We start from the raw sequence: 1,322 nt of genomic DNA, 5'->3' as shown, positions 1-1,322 counted from the left end.
CAGGCACATGAATATCACCACCGTTGGTGATATTCTCCATTCCACTGGTTGATCCTCCACTTTCCTCAAACTACGTTGCCTGAAGGGGCACTAGGCACTTTAGTAGTTCAAATGTAGATAGTAAATTACTGGGAGGGAGTCGATTGGAACCGTGTGAGTTATTATTCGTGGGCATCGCCGCAGCTCTATGTTTAGGATGCAAAGCATTCGCTCGAAAGTACCTATTGAAATCGGGAACGAAGAATGGACCACCACACGATAGGAATCATTCGAACGTGTAACGTTATCGCTAACTCATGAACTGGAGAAAACGCCCCAACCTAATTCCGAAAGTCGTCGATACGATTGTATCGTAAAGGGAATTCGGCACATGCACGACTTGCACATGTGGTTGTCGATGGCCAGATGACCGTGAAAGAGACCCAAAAACTGTTGCAGGTCACAGTACACATCATTTGGGTACCGGACATGTGACCATTCAAACCGAAGATCCCAGTGGCATCCATGACCATCACCATGAAACTTAAGTATAAAGGGGAGACACTTTGATGGTTTCACAAGCCGTATCGGTGAAGAGAGGTGTCAACATTGAGATTGTATCGATTGTTTGGATGGTCATTGAAGCGGCGGTCGCGATTGGGTCAGGTATCCGTGCGCATTCCCTGTCCCTGGTCGCCTTTGGTGCAGACAGCATCATTGAACTGATCGCAAGTGCCGTTTTGCTCTGGCGTTTGACGCTTGAAGCAAGCGGAGAAAGTCTTACACGCGTGAAGAAAGCCGAGAAAACGTCCTCGTGGGTGGTCGGGATTGCACTCCTCTTGCTGGCCGTTTATATCGTGGTCGCGTCCACTGATAAATTGGTAACGCATCAAGGAACTGATACAAGTTTCCTTGGTATCGGATTAGCTATTGCATCAGGTATTATCATGCCTTACCTATCGCGGGCGAAGAAACGAATCGGATCTCTAATTGGAAGTAAAGCGCTTCGCGCAGATGGCTCGTGCAGTATGGTTTGTGCGTACATGGCATGGATCGTATTAACAGGCGTCCTTCTGACCGCGCTTCTTGGCTGGTGGTGGATTGATTCCATCGCTGCACTGGCATTGGTTTACTATGTAGTCAAAGAGGGACGGGAAGCCATTCAAGAAGCACGTGGGAAAGAGAATGAGTGTGGTTGTTGCCACTAAAACCCCGGACCAATCCGAACGAGTGTTTAACCTTACGTTATTCGCAAATGAGAGCCGCGCAAGACATCCGTGCAATCTAGGAGCGTGTCCGAGTAATCTTTGAGTCAGTTTCCAGAAGGAAATTTCCGGATCAAT

General features: G+C 48.1%; 1 protein-coding gene. It reads left to right on the top strand.

The window, feature by feature from the left end:
• The first annotated feature begins 548 nt into the window (after nt 1-548).
• A complete protein-coding gene (locus G463_RS0117350; protein WP_026976128.1) occupies nt 549-1,187 on the top strand; it encodes a cation efflux transmembrane domain-containing protein in 639 nt (212 codons plus the stop codon).
• Nucleotides 1,188-1,322 lie beyond the last annotated feature (135 nt).

This window comes from Alicyclobacillus contaminans DSM 17975 (assembly GCF_000429525.1).
In the GTDB taxonomy this organism is placed as follows: Bacteria; Bacillota; Bacilli; order Alicyclobacillales; family Alicyclobacillaceae; genus Alicyclobacillus_A; species Alicyclobacillus_A contaminans.
This window is presented reverse-complemented; position numbering and strand designations above follow the sequence as displayed.

What these genes read in the sequence shown, in the direction of transcription:
- G463_RS0117350 (WP_026976128.1), top strand. Translation starts at nt 549, where the DNA reads ATGGTTTCACAAGCCGTATCGGTGAAGAGAGGTGTCAACATTGAGATT.